At 66.9% G+C, this 18,815-nt stretch carries 22 protein-coding genes; 2 read left to right on the top strand and 20 right to left on the bottom strand.

What is annotated here, in order from left to right; genetic code table 11:
* Window positions 1-137 precede the first annotated feature (137 nt).
* Complete coding sequence (locus BAY61_RS05855; RefSeq protein WP_091799446.1) at window positions 138-353, top strand: hypothetical protein; 216 nt, start codon at window positions 138-140, stop codon at window positions 351-353.
* 398 nt (window positions 354-751) lie between these two features.
* On the opposite strand, the gene BAY61_RS05850 is transcribed toward BAY61_RS05855, so the two are convergent.
* The 8 genes from BAY61_RS05850 to BAY61_RS05815 form a co-directional block, all read right to left on the bottom strand.
* On the bottom strand, window positions 752-1,156 hold the full coding sequence (locus BAY61_RS05850) for a hypothetical protein (RefSeq protein ID WP_245865843.1): 405 nt from the start codon (window positions 1,154-1,156) through the stop codon (window positions 752-754).
* A 138-nt stretch (window positions 1,157-1,294) separates the two neighbouring features.
* Complete coding sequence (locus BAY61_RS05845) at window positions 1,295-2,002, bottom strand: GntR family transcriptional regulator (protein ID WP_091799443.1); 708 nt, start codon at window positions 2,000-2,002, stop codon at window positions 1,295-1,297.
* Between the two features lie 202 nt (window positions 2,003-2,204).
* Window positions 2,205-3,644 (bottom strand): sugar porter family MFS transporter, encoded by a 1,440-nt coding sequence (locus BAY61_RS05840; protein ID WP_091799440.1) that lies wholly within the window; start codon window positions 3,642-3,644, stop codon window positions 2,205-2,207.
* 177 nt (window positions 3,645-3,821) lie between these two features.
* Entirely contained in the window at window positions 3,822-4,553 is a 732-nt protein-coding gene (locus BAY61_RS05835) for a type 1 glutamine amidotransferase (RefSeq protein WP_091799437.1), read from the bottom strand.
* On the bottom strand, window positions 4,546-5,835 hold the full coding sequence (locus BAY61_RS05830) for a MurT ligase domain-containing protein (protein WP_091799434.1): 1,290 nt from the start codon (window positions 5,833-5,835) through the stop codon (window positions 4,546-4,548). Before BAY61_RS05830 ends, BAY61_RS05835 begins: the two co-directional genes overlap by 8 nt.
* 480 nt (window positions 5,836-6,315) lie before the next feature.
* On the bottom strand, window positions 6,316-6,699 hold the full coding sequence (locus tag BAY61_RS05825) for a transcriptional regulator (RefSeq protein WP_091799431.1): 384 nt from the start codon (window positions 6,697-6,699) through the stop codon (window positions 6,316-6,318).
* Window positions 6,696-7,310, bottom strand: coding sequence for a hypothetical protein (locus tag BAY61_RS05820; RefSeq protein ID WP_091799428.1), 615 nt, complete (start codon window positions 7,308-7,310; stop codon window positions 6,696-6,698). The genes BAY61_RS05825 and BAY61_RS05820 overlap by 4 nt, the downstream gene beginning before the upstream one ends.
* A gap of 95 nt (window positions 7,311-7,405) precedes the next feature.
* A complete protein-coding gene (locus BAY61_RS05815) occupies window positions 7,406-7,954 on the bottom strand; it encodes a GNAT family N-acetyltransferase (RefSeq protein WP_091799425.1) in 549 nt (182 codons plus the stop codon).
* A 118-nt stretch (window positions 7,955-8,072) separates the two neighbouring features.
* Between BAY61_RS05815 and BAY61_RS05810 the strand changes: the two genes are divergently transcribed.
* Complete coding sequence (locus BAY61_RS05810; protein ID WP_091799422.1) at window positions 8,073-8,603, top strand: pyridoxamine 5'-phosphate oxidase family protein; 531 nt, start codon at window positions 8,073-8,075, stop codon at window positions 8,601-8,603.
* 35 nt (window positions 8,604-8,638) lie between these two features.
* On the opposite strand, the gene BAY61_RS05805 is transcribed toward BAY61_RS05810, so the two are convergent.
* The 12 genes from BAY61_RS05805 to BAY61_RS05750 all read right to left on the bottom strand — a co-directional run bounded on the left by BAY61_RS05805 (window position 8,639) and on the right by BAY61_RS05750 (window position 18,708).
* Window positions 8,639-9,499 (bottom strand): SAM-dependent methyltransferase, encoded by an 861-nt coding sequence (locus tag BAY61_RS05805; RefSeq protein WP_091800717.1) that lies wholly within the window; start codon window positions 9,497-9,499, stop codon window positions 8,639-8,641.
* 116 nt (window positions 9,500-9,615) lie between these two features.
* Window positions 9,616-10,068 carry a VOC family protein gene (locus BAY61_RS05800; protein WP_091799419.1) on the bottom strand — a complete coding sequence of 151 codons (453 nt, stop codon included), beginning with the start codon at window positions 10,066-10,068 and terminating at the stop codon, window positions 9,616-9,618.
* 128 nt (window positions 10,069-10,196) lie between these two features.
* Window positions 10,197-10,880: a hypothetical protein gene (locus BAY61_RS05795; protein WP_091799416.1), complete on the bottom strand. Its 684-nt coding sequence runs from the start codon at window positions 10,878-10,880 to the stop codon at window positions 10,197-10,199.
* Window positions 10,881-11,170: 290 nt separating this feature from the next.
* Window positions 11,171-11,374, bottom strand: coding sequence for a DUF397 domain-containing protein (locus BAY61_RS05790; protein WP_091799413.1), 204 nt, complete (start codon window positions 11,372-11,374; stop codon window positions 11,171-11,173).
* Window positions 11,375-12,097: 723 nt separating this feature from the next.
* Window positions 12,098-12,373, bottom strand: a complete 276-nt coding sequence (locus tag BAY61_RS05785; RefSeq protein ID WP_091799411.1) for a helix-turn-helix domain-containing protein — start codon at window positions 12,371-12,373, stop codon at window positions 12,098-12,100.
* 116 nt (window positions 12,374-12,489) lie between these two features.
* Window positions 12,490-12,957: an HAD domain-containing protein gene (locus tag BAY61_RS05780; RefSeq protein WP_143021342.1), complete on the bottom strand. Its 468-nt coding sequence runs from the start codon at window positions 12,955-12,957 to the stop codon at window positions 12,490-12,492.
* Window positions 12,958-12,965: 8 nt separating this feature from the next.
* A complete protein-coding gene (locus BAY61_RS05775; protein WP_245865841.1) occupies window positions 12,966-13,952 on the bottom strand; it encodes a PDR/VanB family oxidoreductase in 987 nt (328 codons plus the stop codon).
* A gap of 13 nt (window positions 13,953-13,965) precedes the next feature.
* Window positions 13,966-15,168 (bottom strand): aromatic ring-hydroxylating dioxygenase subunit alpha, encoded by a 1,203-nt coding sequence (locus BAY61_RS05770; protein WP_211323461.1) that lies wholly within the window; start codon window positions 15,166-15,168, stop codon window positions 13,966-13,968.
* A gap of 17 nt (window positions 15,169-15,185) precedes the next feature.
* Window positions 15,186-15,986 (bottom strand): ABC transporter ATP-binding protein, encoded by an 801-nt coding sequence (locus tag BAY61_RS05765; RefSeq protein WP_338061451.1) that lies wholly within the window; start codon window positions 15,984-15,986, stop codon window positions 15,186-15,188.
* Between the two features lie 3 nt (window positions 15,987-15,989).
* Window positions 15,990-16,976, bottom strand: a complete 987-nt coding sequence (locus tag BAY61_RS05760; RefSeq protein WP_091799402.1) for an ABC transporter substrate-binding protein — start codon at window positions 16,974-16,976, stop codon at window positions 15,990-15,992.
* Between the two features lie 44 nt (window positions 16,977-17,020).
* Window positions 17,021-17,842, bottom strand: a complete 822-nt coding sequence (locus BAY61_RS05755) for an ABC transporter permease (RefSeq protein WP_170140076.1) — start codon at window positions 17,840-17,842, stop codon at window positions 17,021-17,023.
* Complete coding sequence (locus BAY61_RS05750; protein WP_170140077.1) at window positions 17,839-18,708, bottom strand: ABC transporter permease; 870 nt, start codon at window positions 18,706-18,708, stop codon at window positions 17,839-17,841. Before BAY61_RS05750 ends, BAY61_RS05755 begins: the two co-directional genes overlap by 4 nt.
* Window positions 18,709-18,815 lie beyond the last annotated feature (107 nt).

The raw sequence follows: 18,815 nt of genomic DNA, 5'->3' as shown, positions 1-18,815 counted from the left end.
AGGACTGGAAGGCCCTCGTACCGGGTCGTACTCGGGCCTTGTCAGACACGACCTGGTCGTGCCAGCTCGACGCAAGCGGGATGTAAGTGGCGGCGGGCATGCTCCGCGGCGATCAACGGAGACTTCGAGGGGGAGCGATGAACGGCAGCCGAAACGAGATCAGCCCCGCCCGGCAGGCGGTTGCCATGGTGTGCGCCATCATCGCGGTGATGTGCGCGATCGGCATCATGATCATCAACTCGCAGGAGAGCAAGGAAGACGCGTATCGGCAGTGCCTGACCGAGGAGCGAGCCAGGATCGCGGTGGAGGGCAGCTTGCTCGAAGCCGAGGATTTCTGCGACATCGGCCATTAGCGACAGTTCGAGACACGACGACTGCCGGACCGGATCTCGGTTGACGGATACCGAGAAGACTTCTAGGTTCGACAGGGAACTAAGATCAACTTCACCAAACGCGGTACACGACACCGGTCTTGCCGGGAAGAGGTGGGAATGTCCGACCCGGACAGCGCCAAGCGCTCGTTCGCGGCCAACGCTTGGCGCCCCGTACCGAAGGTTCGGCCATCGGCTCGCGGACACTTCGCACTGTCGAGAGTGGACATCCTCACGCGACCGCACACGCTTTTCGCCGCACCGGCGCGCCTCGGTCACCGGCCGATCCGGCCCGCCCCCAGAACGCGACAAGCTCCCGCCGAAACAGCGATCGGGGTTGACGCTGCTTCGGCGGGAGCTTTCGCTCCACTGACTCGTGACTACTCGCGGAAGAACGCGCAGGAGACGGCGACGTAGGCGGGCTCGGGTGACCGCCAGGACACCTCGGCCCACTTGTTGTCGTAGACCTGCTTGTTGTCGGCGCCGACGCAGCTGTAGTCGCCGCCGACGACGTAGGGACCACACGGCTGGCTCTGCTCGTCGGCCTGCACGCAGGTCGTGTAGTTGTCGCAGGTCAGCGTGTGCAGGATCGGGGAGCCGGTATCCGCACCGGCCCGGACGTTGAGCTTGCAGTCGTTGTTCTGCGTCGCGCGCACGAGCGCGGGAGCGGCTCCGGTTTCCGTGGCCGCGGTTTCGGTGGCTCCCGAGGCGGGAGCCGCCAGCACGAGGGCGGCGAACAGGCCGGCGAAGGCAACGACAACCCTGACACCCAGAGACTTCCGCACGACAAAACCCTTACTGTGAGTGAGCAAAAGACGACGCACAGAGTATCCGAGTTGAGCCGGTGAGCTGGGAGGTTGCGCGTGGCGGAACACGACACGTTCGTGGGTTTCGTCGGCACCGGCGGTTACCGCGACGGCGGATCAATCCCCGGATCCGGATGGGCGTGGAGCTTCGGGCCGCCCCGCCGCCGCCAGCCGGTCCAGCACCCTGTCCCTGCCTGCCTCGATCTGGTCGACGACGACCTGGCGGGCCCTTGGCACGTCTCTTGCCAGCAACGCGTCGTAGAGGGCCCTGTGCTCGCGGGTCATGTCCGAGGCGCTGGCCGGATCGCCGAGGCTGAGGAAGAACAACCGCTGCATCTCGTCGAGTAGTACTTCGAGTGTGCTTGCCAGCCGTTCGTTTCCCGTGGCCTTCGCGATACGGACGTGGAAATCCCTGCCGGCCTTGAGGAACGTCTCGTAGCCTCCGGCCTGGCCGGGGCTGTAGGTCGTCCGCGCCAGCGTCCCGAGTTCGGTCAGCTCGTCGTACGGCGCGCGCAGCGCGGCCAGTTCCACCGCGGCGGGTTCGAGCAGCAGCCGCAGTTCGAACAGGTCCCTGACCCCGTCGATCGTGACGAAGGAAACCCGGTAGCCCTGCCTTGGCCGCACCTCGACGAAACCCTCCTGCACGAGCCTGCGCAGCGCCTCGCGGACGGGCGAGCGGCCGAACCCCGTCGATTCGGTGAGCGCGGCCTCCCTCAGTTCGGCGCCAGGCGCCAGTTCGTTGACGAGGATGAGGTGCTTGATGTGCTGATAGGCGTTGTCGGTCGCACTGCCGCGCCGCGAGGCGCGCTCCAGTGACGTGGTCATCGGCGGTCCGTTTCGCACTTCCGGGGAGAACAGGGAGAGGACGTTTCGCGACTTGTCGACTTATCGCGGTCACCCATCATAACCCCACCTCCTCGCGAATATGCCGAGGTCAGAGCCCTGGGGGCCAGTGAGGACCCGGCGAGTCCCCGGCCCAGGACGACGAGATCCGCACCCGGGCACGCGAGATCCGCACCGGTGGCCCTCAACTCACGTTCTCCAGCGCCGTCCCCTTCGTCTCCTTGATGAACCGCAGTACGAACGGTATCGACAACGCCGCGAAAGCGGCATAAACCCAATAAGTTGCCGAAAGGTTCCATTCGGACATGCTGGGGAAGCTGACGGTGACGAGCCAGTTGGCGACCCAGTTGGTGGCCGTGCCGACGGCGAGTGCCGCACCGCGGATCCGCAGCGGGAACATCTCGCCGAGCATGACCCACAGGATCACGCCCCACGACAACGCGAACGACAGTACGAACAGGTTGGCGAACACGAGCGCGACCGGACCCCACACGCCGGGCAAGGTGATCGCGCCGCCGACGCTGACCGCGTTGCCGAAAGCCACCGCCGCGACCCCCAGCCCGAGCACCATCCCGATCGAGCCGGTCAGCAGCAGCGGCTTGCGGCCGAGCCGGTCGATGAACATGATCGCCACGAACGTTCCTGCGAGGTTGATGACCGGGCTCACCATGGAGATCAGCAGCGAGTCGGTGTTCTGGCCGACCGAATGCCACAGCGTGTCCGAGTAGTAGAAGATCACGTTGATGCCCACGAGCTGCTGAAACGCCGCGAGCCCGATTCCTGCCCACACGATGGGCAGCAGGCCGAACCTGCCACCGGCCAGGTCGCGCACCTTCGGCCTCGCCTCGGTCTTCTGGCTGCGCAGAATGCCATCGATCTTGGCGTCGGCCTCGGCTTCGTCACCGCCCTCGACGGAGATCAGGACGTCGCGGGCCTGCTCTCTCCTGCCGACGGAAACCAGGTAGTGCGGCGACTCCGGGATGATCGAGGCGAGGACGAAGTAGATCACCGCGGGAACGGCCGCCGCGCCGAGCATCCACTGCCACGCTTCCAGCCCTCCGAGCGACCCGTTGAGGTTGTGGCTGCCGTCCGGTCCCAGCGGAGCGAGCGCCTTGATGCACCAGTTGACGAGCGCGGAGACACCGATACCAAGCACGATGGCGAGCTGCTGCATCGAGCCGAGCCTCCCGCGGTATTCGGGAGGCGCGACCTCGGCGATGTAGGCGGGCCCGAGCACCGAGGCGATCCCGATCGCGACGCCGCCGACCGCGCGCCAGCCGCCGAGGTCCCACACGCTGAACGCGAACATGGCACCGATGGCGCTGACCAGGAACAGCACGGCGGCGAGCTGCATCGACCGGATCCTGCCGATGCGGTCGGAAAGCAGCCCGCCGAACCAGGCACCCGCGGCCGAGCCGATGAGCGCGCTGGACACGGTGAGCCCCGTTGCTCCTCCGCCGACGTCGAAGTGGTGTTCGATGCCGAGTACGGCGCCGTTGATGTTGGAGCTGTCGTAGCCGAAAAGGAAGCCACCGACCGCCGCCGCGCCCGCGATGAAGACGACGCGCCCCAGCGGGCGGCGTTCGGAGCGTTCGCCGGTGACCGGCACGTTGGGCACGTTCATGGCCTCGGACTCCCCTTCCGGTCGACCGCCCTACCTACTGTCTGCCGGATCGGCTCCCGGTTCAGCGCGGAGCTGTCCGTCGGGTGAGTGCTTCCACTCGTTCAGGGCGGCGGCGCTGTCCTGAACGCGAGAAAGCCCCGGCACGAACTCGTGTCGTGCCGGGGCTTTCTCCTGTTCTCAGGCGCCGCGGCGCCTGCCGAATCGGTTGCCGGCGAGGCGTTGCCTTCGCAGTTCGGTGACCTCGTCCACGTTCAGCGCGGGAAGCCGCGAGCCCATGGCCCATTCGAGCAGCAGGTCCGCGAGCGCGGGGTTGCGCGCGAGCACCGGCCCGTGCAGGTACGTGGCGAGCACGTGTCCGGACACGGCGCCCTCGCTGCCGTCGCCGTTGCCGATGCCCCGTGTCACCTTGCCGAGCGGTGCGCCGGTCGAGCCGACGGTGGTCGAACCGAGATGGTTCTCGAACCCGCTGAGCGGCTCGCCGCCGTAGCCGTCGTCGACCTTGACGACGACCTCACCGACGGCGCGGCGCCTTCCGGGGACCGTCGAGACGTCGAGCAGCCCCAGTCCGGCGTGCTCGACGCCGTCGGATGTCGTGAACGAGGTGCCGAGCACCTGGAAGCCCGCGCACACGGCGAGTACGACGGCTCCTTGTTCCGCGGCCTTCTGCACACCGGGGTTCGCGCGCAACCGGGCAGCGGCAAGCGATTGCGCGTCGTCCTCGCCACCACCGATGAGGTAGATGTCGAGCGAAGAGGGCACGTCTCCCGAGAATGGGATCGGCACGATCTTGGCGGAAATCCCGCGCCATTCCAGCCTTTTCGCCAGCACGGTCGCGTTTCCCGAGTCGCTGTAGGTGCCGAGGACGTCGGGCAGTACGAGACCGAGCCGGATGGTTGATTCGTCACCCATGGTTGAGCCTCACGGTCAAGGTGCGGAACGCGGTGTAGTTGGCGATGAGGTCGACCGGTCCTGGTTCGAGTTCGGCGACGGCCTTGAGCGGGTCGGGTTCCACCCGGTGCGGAACGTCGCCGTAGCACAGCCGCACGGCGAGATCGGTCGCCCTTTCCCCTGAGGCGACGACGGTGTGCCCCCGCAGCCGTTCGAACGGCACATCCCACAGCCAGGACATGTCGCGACCGTCGGCTTCCCTGCTGTTGACGGCGATGACCACCGAACGGGCGCCCTCGACGAGCGGCAGTGTCTCCCCCCACCCCGCGGGGTTCTTCGCGAGCAGCAGGCGCACCTGATGTCCGGCGACGTCGGCCTGCCGGTACCTGCCCGCGACGTCGGTGATCGCCCTGAGCTGCGCGGTCGCGAGTTCGGGTTGCACGCCGAGCCGGGCGGCGGCCGCGACGGCGATGGCGGCGTTCGCGGCGTTGGCCCTTCCCGGCAACTGGAGGTCGAGGGGCAGTTCGGTTCCCTCCGGCGTGACCAGCGTCTGTCCCCGCAGCGCCCACGCGGGACGCGGGCGAGCCAGCCCGCAGACGCAGCCCCAGCTCTCCTCGTCCCGCTGCACGGCTTGGCCGCAGCGCGCGCACGCCGTCGAGTCGTCCCGCCAGGTGGTGCCCGCTGCGACCCACAGCGGGTCGGCTGCTTCGATGGCGGCCGAGGTGACCAGCGCGTCGTCGCAGTTGGCCACGACGAAGGTGTCGGTGAGCCGCGCGACGGCGGCCCGCAGATCGCGTTCGGTCGACCTGACCTCGCCGACGCGGTCGAGCTGATCGCGGCTGAGGTTGAGCAGCACGATGCCGGCCGGCCTGACCCGGTCGGCGACCCAAGGAACGTAGTTCTCGTCGACTTCGAGAACGGCATACGGAGCGTCGGGGCGTTCGGTGAGGGCGGCGAGCAGGCCGTCGGGCATGTTGGCGCCGGTCGAGTTGGCGGCGACGGAGCCGAGCACGGACAGGATGCGGGTGAGCATCAGCGAGGTGGTCGTCTTGCCGTTGGTTCCGGTGACCAGCAGGACCGTGCGGTCCTGCCCGAGTCTCGCCAGGGCGCCCGGATCGAGTTTGAGTGCGGTACGGCCGCCGATGACGGCGCCGGTACCGCGCCCGGTACGACGGGAGGCTCCGGCGGCGAGCTTGCCGGCGGCGAGCGCGGCGCGAGTGCGTAACGGCAGTGCCCGGGGCGCCGGCACGGCGACCCCGGGCACGCTGACGGTATTGCGGCGTGCGATGCGGTGGTTCGCCATTGTGCCGGTGCACTCCTCACTGTGTCCGAATTGGATCCTCGCGGGCAAAAGCCGGAACCCGGGGAAAAACTCCTGACCTGTCAATACCCAGTCGAGGCGGCTTCACACCAGCCGGGACACGCGTATACCCCCGATTGGTGAGGATTAATGCCCGGAAGTGTCCGTTTTTCGACACACAAAACGTGACACATGTTCACATCCTGTGAGTGCTCGTGTTCGCGTCAACAGCCAGGTCAAACCACCTCGCTCTCGGACAGGACCACCTCTGATCCCCGCACCGGAAAGGCAAGAGTAGAACCGTGACGACGGGTCACTCAAGAACGGCAACAACAACTGAACAAAAGCGATGGAAATACAGAAAGTATCGCTTCCCTCATCCGATCGCCTTAACAGAAGATCGCCGACGACACATTCGACACAACCCACTGATCACGTGAAGCAACCAACGACACAAACGGGGGAGGCATTTTCGACGGCCGTTCAGGACCGTCGCCGGCCACCTCGCGACCACGCCGACGCCCGCCGCCTGACCTCGTCGAGCCGTTCCCAGTGCGCGGCCACGACCCGCCTGCCATGGCCGGTGAGCTTGATCCAGGTCTCGGGACGCTTACCCGCGAACTGCTTGCTGATGGCGACGACCCCCGCCGCTTCGAGCTTGCTCAGATGCGCCGACAGGTTGCCCTTGGACAGTCCGGTGAGCCGCAACAGGAAGAGGAAATCCGTCTCCTCGCACGCCGACAGCGCGGTGGTGATCGCGAGGCGCGCGGGCTCATGGATGAGCTTGTCGAGTGCCGCGATGGCCTCGAACGGCGCGTCCTGCCCTTCCACCCCTTCGGAGGCGGCGCTCTGGGACGACGTGGTCATCCTCGTAGCGCCTGCCTTCCGGCGAACGCCCTACTGAGCACAACGTGACCGTAGACCTGAACGACGGCGGCGCCGACGAGCAGCGCGAAGATCCAGTGTTCCGTCTGGCCAAGCAGGTGCGGCCGTCCCGCACCGGCGAGCGGCAGAACACTGAGCAGCACGCCGAGCACGCCGACCGGGACGAGGGCGGGCGCGAGCGGACGCCGGAACCACGCGCAGCCGATGACTCCCGCGCCCAGCACGATGCCGGGCAGGCTGACCGGCCAGCCCTCGGAGATGGTTCCCGTGGCCGCCGCGACGGTCAGCACCACGATGGGCAGCAAGGAGACAGCGCCATGCCCCCGGGAGGTTCGTGGCCTCACCTGGCCGTAGTGGCGCCGGTAATGGCGGACCGCCGCGGAGGAGCCGAGCAAAGCACCCGGCGCCGCGGCGAGCACCAACCACCCGGGAACCCAATTCGCGGCCCATGCCATCGCGAGCGCCATCCAGGAGATGACGGGAACCAGCACAAGTCCTTGCAGCGACTCGAAATGCGCCGTGACATAACGCAACCGTGCGACGGCCGTGACGTTCCAGGTGCCCTTCTGCCCCGCCGCGTCCACCGCCACCACCTCGGTTCCCGTGTTCGGCCGGAGTCAACGGTAGAACACTCGCCAACCGGTTTGCAATACAAACCGACTACCCGGGCGCCACCGGCACGGAGAGGTCAGCCTGCCTGCTCGGGATCCCCGAGATCGCTGTGCCTGATGCGGTAGACCTGCAACCGCAGGTCGTAGTACTTGGTCGTCTCCCCGACCCACGACATGCCGAGCCGCTTCGCGGTGGCGATCGCGCGCACGTTGCTCGGCCGGGCGACCGCGAACAACTCGTCGGTGTCCTGGGTGAACGCCCATTCGCTGAGCGCCCTGCCTGCCTCGGTCGCGTAACCGTTGCCCCACGCGCTGGGATGCAGCTGCCAGCTCAGTTCGAGGTCTTCCTCGTAGGGCGGCAGCAACCGGATGGCGAGCCCGCCGATCACGGCTCCGTCCTCGGTACGTTGCACCGCCCACCTGCCCCTTGGCGGGGGCAGGTTCGGCTGCGCCTCGATCCAGGCCTGCAACACCGAACGCATGGCACCGACGTCACTGACCCTGTCCATGGCCGGAGTCAGCCAGTGAGTGACCTCGGTGACGCCGTAGATCCGGTGCGCGGCCTCGGCGTCATCGAGCGACCAGTCCCGCACGACGAGCCGCTCCGTAGTCAGTGGCAGGTCCATACACCGACGTTACGCGCATTGCCACGACGACAACATGGCCGTTGTCATGAGCGCATCCCGTATGCGGTCGAGCCGATCGACCATGGCGACCGGGGGCGGACTCCGGTGAGCTGAGGACATGACAACGAACCTGACCGAAACACCGCCACTGCACCGGCCTTCGCTCGAACTCGTCGAGCGTCTCGTCGCCCGGCGTTCGTTCTGCACGCTGGCCACGACCTCGCGAGCGGGGCATGCTCACGCCGCCGGGATGCTCTACCAAGCGGTGGCCCGCGACGAGGCAAACCCGCAGATCCTGTACCTGAACACGACGCTCACGAGCAGAAAGGCCCGCAACATCGCCGCGAATCCGCATGTCGCGGTGAACATTCCGGTAAGGAGGCTGCCGGTAGGGCCACCGGCCGCGATCCAGTTCCAAGGCGTCGCCGACCTGCTCGGCCAGGACGATCCGGGGCTGCTGCGGCTCGTCGAGTCCGGCAAACTCTCCTCGATCACCAGCCACGGCGAACTCGACAAACCGGATGGCGGCTTCATTCGCATCACGCCGGTACGCAGGCTCAACACCTACGGCATCGGCATGTCGCTGCCGCGGTTTCTCCGGGATCCGTTGCACGCGGCGGGGACCGTGGAACTACCGCGAACGCGGTGACGAACGCGATTCGTCCCCGCGAGCACAAGTCCTCGTCAGGGTTTGCGCCCGACGGCTCCGGCGATGCACCGGGCCGCCTCGCTGACCGGTGCCAGTTTGGGGCCATCCGGCCACCATTCGTCACACACCACGAGCCCCGGCTCCGACACCGCGTTGGGCTTGACCAGTTCAAGCCCTTCCAGCATCCCTGCGATCTCGGCGCGGGTCCGGAACCGGCCCGCGCCCATCGGTCCGTGCACGAGAATGTCCTCGATCCGTTTGGCGATCGCCGTCAACTCGGGTACCTCGGGGTCGAGGAAGTGGGAGAACACGACGTAGGACCCGGAAGGCAACGCGTCGACGTATTCCCTCATCACCTCGGGACCGCCGTCGCCTTCGAGGTGATGCAGGGTGCCGACCTGGAGCAACACCATGGGTTGTGAGAAATCGAGATGCCTGCGCACGACCTCGTTGTTCAGCACGTCGGCCGGTCTGAAGATGTCGGCGGCCACCATGTGCACGTTGTCGTTCTCCTCAAGCAGCGCGCGTCCGTGCGCGAGAACGACGGGGTCGTTGTCGACGTAGACCACCCGAGCCTGCTTGTTCGCTCGCTGGACGATCTGGTGGGTGTTCTCGGCGGTGGGCAGCCCGGAACCGCAATCGAGGTACTGGTCGATCCCGGCCTGGTCGGCGAGGAACCGGCAGGCCCTGTTGAGGAATCCCCTGTTGCCCCTCGCGATGTGCACGGCCTCCGGCACGACCTGGTTGATCTTGACCATGACCTGCCGGTCGACCTCGTAGTAGTTCTTGCCCCCGAGGAAACCGTCGTAGACGCGGGCGATGCTCGGCCTGGCCGGGTCGAGCGGATCCAGCCCAGCGGGGACTTGGCTCGGCGACTTCGACGCTGCGTCCGCCATCTCGACCTCGCTGATCGGAAAACCGGGTGTGGTGGCCAGCACAGCGTAGTACCGGTGGGACGAGGTGCGGCCTGCCGGTTGCCGGTTCGCGATGTTCCGAGGTCGCGGAGCCGTCGTCACCACCCTTGCGGAAGGCCGGGCCGATAGGTGCCGAAGGTCCATTCGAACCCCTCCGGATCCTCGACGCGGCAACGGAAGTTGCCCCATTCGTTGCCTTCTGGCTCCCACACCGCGGTGGCACCGGCTGCCATCGCGCGCCCGTACACGTTCTCGACGGCCGCCTGGTCGGCGAGAATGACGTAGAGCCCGAGACCGCACGTGTCGCCCTTGCGTGGCGCGCGTTGGTAGCCGGACCGGTCACTGAAGACCACGATCGCCGTCTCGCCGATCCGTAGTTCGGAGTGGGCGACCCCGCCGGAAGCGTCGGGGAATCTCGTGGTCGTCTCGAACCCGGCCACCGAACCGAGCCAGTCGATGGCCGCCGGTGCGTCGCGGTATCCGAGGTAGGCCGAAAGCCCTGCTGTCGCCTGCGGGTGCACCGTCTTGTCGTGCTCGCTCTTGTTCGTCATGACCCCAGCGTCCCCGCCAAAGCGGTCAGTACACGTCCGCAATAGCCGACGATTGCCGATTCATCCCGTTCGTATCCACAGTGGACATTCCGGGGGCACGCCGGCACCGGAAGTAAGCGCACCGCAAGTCAGGCGGGCAGCACCGGGGCCGCCACGAGCCGGTCGGTCGCGGCCTCGATGTCGGCCAGCTCGTCGTCGACGGTCGCCGCGACGCGATCGAAGGCCGCGATCGCCTCGCCGAGCGCGCAAGCCGCCGCGTGCCACGGCGGGGTGTGCCGTGGCATGGTGTGGATGGTCGTGACGGCTTGTTCGGCGGACTCGGCGACCTCGACGTACCGGCGGGCCGCGGCGAAGCCCAGCTCGTCGAGCCGGTCGCCGATGAGGTCCAGCCCCGCGACGAACCGCCGTGTCTGATCGAGTACCCACTGGAGTTGGCACAGATCAGCGCGCGCCTGGTCGAGTTCACGAGCGAACCGCGCGAACGCACCGGGTTCCCTCAGCCGGTCGATGTCGGCCTCGACCGCCTCGATGGCCGCTTCGATGCACGGGACGGTGGCGGCAAGCCGGTCGCCGTAGTGGTAGAAGCTCGCGGGGTCGGTATCGTCGGTGTCGGCGATGAGAGTCAGTGGCCACGGGCGCGTTCCCGCTCTCCGCCGCGCCTGTCTTCCGTCCTCTACGGGCGCTACCGCTTGCACCGCCTCGGCAAACCGTCTGCACCGGGCCGCCGCCGCGGCGAGGGCGGGGTGCCGGATGCACCACGATTCGCCGGAACCGAACACGACGTACCGAACCCGGTTGTTGTTCCCAGCCATGCGGGGGATCCCTCCTGAACGCGCTTTCGCGGTCCGAGGATCACCAACAGCGCTTACGTGTGGCTTTCTTCGCCGCCACGCCGCCACGGAGCCTTGAGGGGGCAGTCAAAAAGCCCCGCACCTGCTTGGCGCGGGGCTCTGCTCGCCCGGTGCGCCGGTGCCGGGCCGACACCGGCGCACCGTGGGACTCGTCGTGGAGGGGCTACGGATCAGGGTCCAGGTCCGGTGCCGTCGTCACGCCCGGCGACGCGTCCGGGCACCTGGTCGTGCCCGCGCCGTGGGCAGGTTCGCTAGCGCAGATCGAGACTTCCCGAGCGAGCGGCGGCCATCAGCAGCTTCCACTCCGATTCGGGAAGCCGCAGCGCACCGGCCTTCGGGTTCTTCGAGTCACGCACAGCCATTCCCTCATTGAGGAATGCGACCTCCACGCAGTCGTTGCCGCCGCCGCTGTAGGTGCTTTTGCGCCAGCTCGCACGGGAGAGATCGTCAACCATCCAAGGACTCCGTTCTCAAACGTTCTCATATCCACGTCTGGTCAGGTCATAGGGCGTCGCAAGAGGCAAGAAGCACGTGGGTAAGCGACGCGTGGGACCGATAGGACCACAACATAAATGTGAAAGTTTGCGTTTTAGTTGATGTAACAAGCACGGAGTATAGGACTCCGAGCAGGAGAGTCAACTAAAACGCAAGACCACGGACATTGTTACCCCCTTCCGGGGTGAGAGCAGCAGCCACATCACTTTCCGCAACCAGATGGGGCCCCTGATCCAAGGGCAAGTCTGCCACCACCTCACCCGGCGTCGTCAAGCGACCGGCACTATCGGACGGATGTCCGGGGAACGAAGCAGGGAGTGGCTCTGTCGAAGATCGGACATCCCGCCCAAGTAGCTGATCGTTACGCTAACTGTCCGCAAACCCCATGAACACAGCGCGAAATCGTTCGGCGGCCTCCGGCACCGCGCACCAGCCCCCTCGCCCCGGTCGGCGACACCCACGGAAAAACCGGGTTTCCTCTTCGAACACAAACGCACCCCACCGAAAATATTCAATTCGAGGACGAACAGGTAAATACACCGAGACATATGCCGCGCACTTCGCTCCACCCGGCTCGAAATCAGGTGAGCTGGACGTTCTCCGAGAGATAGAACGATTCTCCGGACCGATGCGCACGCATTCTCGGCGCGACCGGCACCGGATGCCAGCCACAATGGAGGGTGTTAGCCCGGGGCCTGCTCTTGAACTGCCTGTTTCTCCATCTCGTCCATCATGGGCTGGAGAAGTTCGGCGGAGTCGATGCCGAGCGCGCGCACGATGGCCACGAAGCTCAGTATCCCCGGATTGATGAGGCCGCCCTCGGCATACGAAAGCACCCTGCGCGAGACACCGCTTCGGGCGGCGAGTTCGTCGAGGGTCAGTCCACGCTCGGTCCTCACGCGTTTCAGCGCGCGGCCGAGTGCACTGAGTCGGGGATCGGGAGGTCGACGCGCTGGCACTTGATCATCTGAGTACGGAGTGAACCCTGTTGTCAGTGCTCAATCCTGCTACTTTTTACAGCACGTCACTCCGCTCACTCGTCCTGGCCCCCCTGTGGACGTGGGCCACGCGCCGCTCACAACCGGCTCAGCTTCTCCAGCAGTTCGGCGGGATCGATCTCGGTGATTCCCCTGCTGCCGTCGACCGGCACGAGGAGGCCGTCGGCGGGAGCCGGAATCTCACCGAGGTCGTGAATGCTGTCGTCGATCCACACCCACGGCCGTCCCCCGGCATACGCCCTGATCGCGGGCAGCTTGTTGAACTGGACGGCGAGAAACGGCCACGGCTCCTCAGGCAGGCCGAGCGCGGGGGCGAGGGCGATGTGCGCGTTGTGCGACCAGGCCGTCGTCCACACGATGTCGAACCGCCGTGCGAGCTCACGCACCGACTCCGCCGCTCCGACCGGGATCCGCACCTCCCTCGCCCAGCGCCGGTAGGCGCTCACGGTGTGCGTCTCCACCGGAACGACGGGATTCTCCAGCACCAGCACGCCGTCGATGTCTAGCATGGCCAGCGGCCGGGGTTCGGTTGCCGAGGTTGTCATGTCCGCCTTCACAGATCGAGTACCAGCCGGCCGGAGCGGCTGCGGGACACGCAGATCATCATCGTGTCACCGGCATCCCGTTCGTCCTGGCTGAGGATGGAGTCCCGGTGCTCGGGTTCGCCTTCCAGCACCGCCGTCTCGCAGGTGCCGCAGACCCCGTCGAGGCAGGAGTATCGCGGCCCGAGCCCAGCGGCCTCTACGGCATCCACAATGGACTGGTCACTGCCGACCTCGATGGTGACGCCCGACCTGCGGCAGTCGACCTGGAACGCACCGGGCTCAGCCGAAGAGTCCAGCGCCTTCGCGGCGAACCGTTCGACCCGCAGCGCGATCCCGCGCGCCCGGCACGCCGCCTCGACAGCCGTGATCAGCGCTTCGGGCCCACAACAGTAGACAACCCCTCCCGGCTCGGCCCAGTCGAGCGCGGCGGCGAGGTCGAGCAGCCCCGTCTCGTCCTCCGGGCGCACGAGAGCGTTGTCCCCGAACCGTTCGATCGCGGGGAGAAACGCCATCGAATCCCGCCTGCGGCCGCCGTACAACAATCGCCATGGGGCACCGCCGGTCCTGGCGACGGCGTGCACCATCGGCAGGATCGGCGTGATCCCGATGCCTCCCGCGATGAACAGGTACCGCGAAGCGTCGGCGAGTGGGAAGTTGTTCCTCGGTCCACGGGCCGTGAGGACGTCGCCTGGCCGCAACGTCCGGTGGATCCACGCCGATCCGCCTCTGCTGGCCGGTTCGGCGAGCACCGCGACCGTCCAGGTGGTCGTGTCCGCCGGGTCGCCGCACAACGAGTACTGCCGTTCGAGGCCGTTGCCGAGCAGCAGGTCGATGTGGGCACCCGGCTCCCACGGCCGCAGCTCACCGCCATCGGGATCGGCGAGAACCAGCGAAAGCACCCCTTCGGCCTGCCAGGTCATGGCGGTCACCCTGACCTGTCGCTGCTCGTGCTGGAGATCGGCGCGGCGAGGTTCTGCCGCGATTCCGGCGGTCACGTCGTCCTCCTCGTCAGCGAGCCGGGGCGTTGGCAGGCTCGTCCCGCACGCTGATGTAGTTGCCTGCCTCGATGCGGAACGACACGGTGTCCCCGGAATCGGGGTGGAGCACAACGCCGGCGGGATCACCGCCTTCCGCGACGAGTTTCGCCTGCTTGGCCATCATCCTGCGCAGCATCGTGACGCCCTGGTCGGTCGTCGTGAGGAACTCCCGCGAGCGGCTCGCCACATCACCCTGCGACTTCTGCGCCTCGTAGTCACCCGGGTATCTCCTGTGTTCCGCCTCGCCGAGCTCGTGCCACAGCTTGCCGCCGACCCTGCTGCGCTCCTCGGTCAGGGCGTCGGGATGATCGACCCTCGCGAGGGTGAACACCTTGCAGTTGGTGTCGTCGAAGGGAACGACCCAGCCGACGAACCTGGCGGGTCCCGCCGCGGTGAGTTTGGGGCTCGCCACGAGCCGGATGTTGGGGAAGACGACCTCGGTGACCCTGTCGAGCTGTTCGCGCTCGGTGAGCTGGCGGAACGAGCGCACCCTGACGCCGACCTGCGTGTACTCGAACTTGCATTCGGGCAGGATCGCCATGGCCGGCACGAACTGGGTTCCGCTGAAGCGGGCGTGCAGGATCGGGACGTGGAACGGGTCGAGCACGTTCTCCCAGTGGTAGAGCCAATTGAAGTCCAGCTCGGCCGGTCCGCCACCGCCGAAACTGTTGTCGTCGGCGATGATCGTGCCGAAGCTGTCGTCGTCGAGCACGTCGTACACGGGGAAGGCCGGTTTCCGGTCGGGCGGTCCCAGATAGGCGAAGAGCAGCCCGTGATACTCCCTCACCGGATACCAGGGTTGCCTGACCCGGTCCCTGTGCCGTCCGTTGTCCGGCTCGCACGGCTGCTCAAGGCAGCGTCCCTCCGGGTCGAACAGCCAGCCGTGGTAACAGCAGCGAATGCCGTCGTCCTCGACCCCGCCGTAGTACAGCGACGCTCCCCTGTGCGCGCAGTCGGGAGCGAGCAGACCTGCCCTGCCCGACTTCGTCCTGAACAGAATCAGGTCCTCGCCGAGGATCTTCAGCCGCTTCGGCGTCGTCGTCGCGTCACTGGTGAGCGCGACGGGTTGCCAGTACCGGCGCAGCACCTCGCCGTAGGGGGTGCCGGGACCGACCTTGGACAGTTCCGGCAACGTGCTGCCCTGCGGGCGCCCGTACGCGGTTCCAACGTCCACCGTGCTCTCCTTACTTTCTAGTTGCCGTTCAGCGCTGGTGCCGAGGTCGCGCCCAATTCCTTGATCGCGCGGAACACGTCGGCCCGCAGATGCGCGAACTCGGGTGTTTCCTTGGTCGTCACCTGGTCGCGGTCGTCGCCGAGGTCGACGTCGACGATGCGGTCGACATGCGTCGGCGGCTTGGACAACACCACGACACGGTCGCCGAGATAGACCGATTCGTCGATGTCGTGGGTGACGAACATGATCGTCACCTCGAACTCGCGCTTGACCTTGAGGACGAGGTCTTCGAGGTCGGCCCTCGTCTGTGCGTCGACGGCCGCGAAGGGTTCGTCCATCAGCAGCAGCTTGGGCCGGTAGGCAAGCGCCCTCGCGATCGCGACCCGCTGCTGCATTCCCCCAGAAAGCTGCCACGGGTGCTTGTCGGCGAAATGGTCGACGCCGACGGCTCTCAGCGACTCCTCGGCAAGCCGGTCGCGCTCCGCCTTGGCGGTTCCCGCGTTGGACAGCGGGAAGGTCACGTTGTCGTGCACGGTGCGCCACGGCATGAGCGACCTGCTGTAGTCCTGGAACACCATGGCGAGCCCGGCGGGGGGACCCGCCACGGCGGCGCCCTCGAAGAGCACCGCCCCGTTGGTCGGCGCCATCAGGCCCGCGACACATCGCAGCAACGTCGTCTTCCCGCAGCCGGAAGGTCCGACGACGGTGAGGAACTCACCGCCTCGCACGTCGAAGCTCAGCTCGTCGATCGCGCGCACCGCCGAGGGGCCCGAACCGTAGGTGACGCCGAGACCCTGCACGCTCATCAATGGGGCCACGGCTCAGTCCTCCGCGTTCCCGAGGTCTCCGACGAAGGCGCCGAGGTCGACCTCGTCGCCCTCTTCGAGCAGCCCGTACTTGGTCATCAGCGTGAGGAGCCGTTCGAGGTCGTCAGCCGAGAACGAGCCCGCGTAGCCCTGTAGCGGAAGTTCGGAGGTGACCGAAGGCTCGTAGCCCGCGAGTTCCTTCTGCAGTTCCCTGTCGTAGTCGGGATTCTCGCGAAGGTAGTCGGCCGCGCGCTTTTCCTGTTCCCTGAATTTGCCGATGGTTTCCGGGTTCTGCTCGTAGAACTCGGCCGTGGCGACGACGCCGCCCTGGGGCAGTCCGGTGAGGGCTGGAATGTCGTTGAAGTCGACGACCTGGCGCAACGGGGTGTCCGGGTTGGCGCGCTGCGCCGCCGCGAACGGCGCGGGCAGCCAGCCGAGGTCGATGTCGCCGCGTTCCAGCGCCGAGGCCATGTCGCTGAACGACACCTCGGTGAGGGTGACGTCCTCCAGTGTGAGCCCCTCGGTGGCCAGCGCCTCTCCGAAAAGGACGTTGCCGTATCCGCCGACCGCTGAGACACCGATGGTCTTGCCCTTGAAGTCCGCGATCGAGGTGACGGGCGAATCCTTGGGCACCCAGACCGTCTGGATGTCGGGCTCCAGTTCCTGGATGCCGCTGACCATGCGCAACGGGATACCCGAGCGCAGCGCGGTCACCGTCGTCACGTAGGTGAGGTAGCCGATCGAGGTCTCGCCGTTGGCCATGAGCGGCGTCAACATGGTGTCGGACTGGAGCTTCTTGACGCTCAGATCGACACCGGCCTCGTCGAGGTAGCCGAGTTTGTCGGCCGCCATGACCTCGCGGGACACGATTCCGGTGCTGACCGTGCCGTACACGAATGAGGCTCCCTCGTCCGCCGAGGGCGTGGATCCGCCACAACCGGCGAGTCCGGCAGCGCCGAGCAGCAGTGCGACGATCGCCGTCGCACGACGTCGGTAACCCATGCGAATCTCCTTTGATTGCAGTCGTTCGGGAAGGGTGGGAGGTTTCAGTGGCCGGTCCCGGCGCGGGCCTTGGCATGCCAGCCGAGTACCCGCCGTTCCAGCAGGTTGAGTCCGAGGTTGAGCAGGTAGCCGAACACCGCGAGCAGTAGCAGTCCAGCCCACATGTCGAGGAACCGGAACTGCCGCTGGGCGTAGAGGACGAAGTAGCCGATGCCGTCGCTGGCCGCGAGCATCTCGACCACGATCATCACGATCAGCGCGACCGCGCTTCCGATGCGCAGCCCCGCGAAGATGTGCGGGGACGCGCTGGGCAGCACGATGCCGAACACTCTCTTGCGCGCGGGCACCCGGTGGACCTTGCACATGTCGAGCAGTGCGGGTTCGACGGACCGAACGCCCTCGACGGTGTTGATGAGCACGGGGAAGGCCACCGCGACCGCGATGACCGACATCTTCATCGCGTCGCCGATGCCGAGCAGGACGACGAAAAGCGGTACCTTCGCGGCCGAGGGGATCGAGCGCAGGAAGTGGATGAGCGGGTACAGGGTGTCTCGCAGTGGCCGCAGCAGTCCGATGGCGACACCGAGAACGACGGCGGCGAGAGCCCCGATCACGAAGGAAGGAACGACCCTCACGATGCTGGGCCACACGGTGCCGATCAGGCTGTCACTGAGGAAGAGCTGGTAGGCGGGGCCGCCGAACCATTCGTCTCCGATGTGGACAAGAACCTCGGAAAGAGGTGGCACGAAGATCGAGGACAGCGCTCGCGCGCCCGCCTCCCACAGCAACGCCGCCACGAACAGCACCACGACGCTGAGACCAGCCGTGCGTGCGCGAGCGCCGAGTTTGCTCGTCGTTATGGTCACGACGCCTCCTTCCGGCCGGCGATGCTCCACGAGAACGCCCGCCGCTCCCCGATGTTGAGCAGCAGATTGAACGCGAGTCCGATCAGGCCGGTGAAGAACGCGCCTGCGTAGACGTCGGCCTTGCGGGTCACCGCTTCCTGCGCTTCGACGAGCCATTCGCCGACCCCCGCGACACCGCCGCCGATCAGCTCGACGCCGATGGCGACAAGCAACGCCGCCGTACAGGCGATCCGGACTCCGGTGTAGATGGCCGGTGCCGCGCTGGGAAGGCTCACCTTGAACAGCACCTGGTTGCGGGAGAACCCGTAGGAACGAGCACTGTCCTTTGTCACCGGATCGACGTCGCGGACCGCGTAGATGGTGTTGTAGAGAACGATCCAGAAGGCGGCGTAGGCGACGAGGAACAGCTTCATCGTCATGCCGGTTCCGAACAGGAGCAAGGCCGGTGGGATCACCGCGACCGCGGGAATGGGGCGCAAGAGCTCGATCAACGGACTGGTCACGGTGAGCGCCCATTTCGAACTGCCGAGCAACACTCCACAAGGGACGGCGAGCGCGATCGCGATGGCGAGCCCGAGCAGGGCGCCCACGACGGTGATGCCCACGGCGCTGAGGAAATCACCGTCGGCGAACAGAGTCACCATGCGCGAGAGGATCGTCGTGGCTCTCGGCAAGGTCTGTTCGGAAAGGCCCGATGTCCGGGAGAGAACCTCGATCGCAGCGAAGAAAAGTACGAAACCGAGAGCGCCGAGCCACAAGGCACCACCGCGACGCCTCGCGGATCGTTCTCTGCGCGGCGCGGAGCCCCGCAGGTCGGGCGGCGAGCCTGGCGGTGCCGCCTGTTCCGCCGTACTGGCACTGCTCATGAGCATCCTCTCTGGCGTGACACGCCGTTGATTCAGGCCGGTCCAGGATGCGGACAAGATCGGGTGGGAGATGCTGCGCCGAACCGCGGCACTCGCGCACTATCGCC

The organism is Prauserella marina (genome assembly GCF_002240355.1).
Classification (GTDB): domain Bacteria; phylum Actinomycetota; class Actinomycetes; order Mycobacteriales; family Pseudonocardiaceae; genus Prauserella_A; species Prauserella_A marina.
This window is presented reverse-complemented; position numbering and strand designations above follow the sequence as displayed.

Coding starts and splice junctions, on each gene's coding strand:
- BAY61_RS05840 (WP_091799440.1), bottom strand. CDS start 3,644: ATGAACGTGCCCAACGTGCCGGTCACCGGCGAACGCTCCGAACGCCGC.
- BAY61_RS05815 (WP_091799425.1), bottom strand. CDS start 7,954: ATGGACCTGCCACTGACTACGGAGCGGCTCGTCGTGCGGGACTGGTCG.
- BAY61_RS05780 (WP_143021342.1), bottom strand. CDS start 12,957: ATGACAACCTCGGCAACCGAACCCCGGCCGCTGGCCATGCTAGACATC.
- BAY61_RS05855 (WP_091799446.1), top strand. CDS start 138: ATGAACGGCAGCCGAAACGAGATCAGCCCCGCCCGGCAGGCGGTTGCC.
- BAY61_RS05750 (WP_170140077.1), bottom strand. CDS start 18,708: ATGAGCAGTGCCAGTACGGCGGAACAGGCGGCACCGCCAGGCTCGCCG.
- BAY61_RS05845 (WP_091799443.1), bottom strand. CDS start 2,002: ATGACCACGTCACTGGAGCGCGCCTCGCGGCGCGGCAGTGCGACCGAC.
- BAY61_RS05825 (WP_091799431.1), bottom strand. CDS start 6,699: ATGACCACGTCGTCCCAGAGCGCCGCCTCCGAAGGGGTGGAAGGGCAG.
- BAY61_RS05830 (WP_091799434.1), bottom strand. CDS start 5,835: ATGGCGAACCACCGCATCGCACGCCGCAATACCGTCAGCGTGCCCGGG.
- BAY61_RS05800 (WP_091799419.1), bottom strand. CDS start 10,068: ATGACGAACAAGAGCGAGCACGACAAGACGGTGCACCCGCAGGCGACA.
- BAY61_RS05790 (WP_091799413.1), bottom strand. CDS start 11,374: ATGGTTGACGATCTCTCCCGTGCGAGCTGGCGCAAAAGCACCTACAGC.
- BAY61_RS05805 (WP_091800717.1), bottom strand. CDS start 9,499: ATGGCGGACGCAGCGTCGAAGTCGCCGAGCCAAGTCCCCGCTGGGCTG.
- BAY61_RS05760 (WP_091799402.1), bottom strand. CDS start 16,976: ATGGGTTACCGACGTCGTGCGACGGCGATCGTCGCACTGCTGCTCGGC.
- BAY61_RS05795 (WP_091799416.1), bottom strand. CDS start 10,880: ATGGCTGGGAACAACAACCGGGTTCGGTACGTCGTGTTCGGTTCCGGC.
- BAY61_RS05810 (WP_091799422.1), top strand. CDS start 8,073: ATGACAACGAACCTGACCGAAACACCGCCACTGCACCGGCCTTCGCTC.
- BAY61_RS05835 (WP_091799437.1), bottom strand. CDS start 4,553: ATGGGTGACGAATCAACCATCCGGCTCGGTCTCGTACTGCCCGACGTC.